This is a genomic window from Cystobacter fuscus DSM 2262 (genome assembly GCF_000335475.2).
GTDB classification, from domain to species: Bacteria; Myxococcota; Myxococcia; order Myxococcales; family Myxococcaceae; genus Cystobacter; species Cystobacter fuscus.
Window position 1 is genome coordinate 1 of record NZ_ANAH02000050.1, and the last position, 907, is coordinate 907.

Here is a 907-nt window from a genome sequence, read left to right on the forward strand (position 1 = left end):
GAATTTTTTGGCGGAGGAAACTGAGCAGAAGCATAAAACAAACGGATATCGGGACGATCCTCGTGGGCAATCTCGCGGTAGTCGGCACGAGGATTCTGGTAGCGATTTGCCATTGTCAAGAGTTCTGCAGGGATTTCTGATACGTGTGCTGGTGTGTAGCCTTCCTGGCGAAGCACCCTGTTCAGGGATAGGAGAAGCAGCGAAGCCACCTAGCAAGCTAGTACACAATGATACAAGGATGCTTTGGTGAAACCGCGCGAGACACCCCGGTTCAGGGTTAGAGAAAGACAATAAAGTATCACAAAGATGATAACAGTATGAAGTTTGAATGCTGAACTTAAGGATATGAAGGAGAGAATCAGCATATATATAGAGAAAGATCAGCATGCCACTTGTCAGAAGCGTCTAGTCTGCCTACCAGCTTAGGATGATCATGTCATTTTTCATATTTGTGACTAGCAGCTTGTGATCCACTTCACTGACCATGACATTTTTTTTTTCAATTATGATATATCACTCTGCTTCGCCCCCTCAATTACCTCTTTCTTCCTGTAGCATTGTGCCACGATCTACGCTTCACATACAACGTCACACAGAGTGCTTGGCAGCGAGGGAGCGATAAGCCATACCCATATACAACCAATAGATAACATGGTTACATCTCTCTCGTATTGCATGGCACCTGTCTTCACATGATGGCGTGATTCTGGACAAATCGGCTCTAGCCATGTAGCGCAATATGACAGATGAGATGGCTGCGCGATTAATCTCAATCATCTTTCAGCCATAACACACCCTTCTACCTTATCTTTATACGTCATTCTAGACGTTATATGATTACTATCAAATGCGACATATCATACTCAAGAAAATGCTGCTTCGCTGCAGTAGGACACTTAAATCATCA

1 protein-coding gene is annotated in these 907 nt (G+C 44.1%); it reads right to left on the reverse strand.

Annotation, left to right across the window (positions count from 1 at the left end; genetic code table 11):
• On the reverse strand, positions 1-209 hold a 209-nt coding region (locus D187_RS59780; protein WP_211241619.1), incomplete at its 3' end, for a hypothetical protein.
• Positions 210-907: the final 698 nt, after the last annotated feature.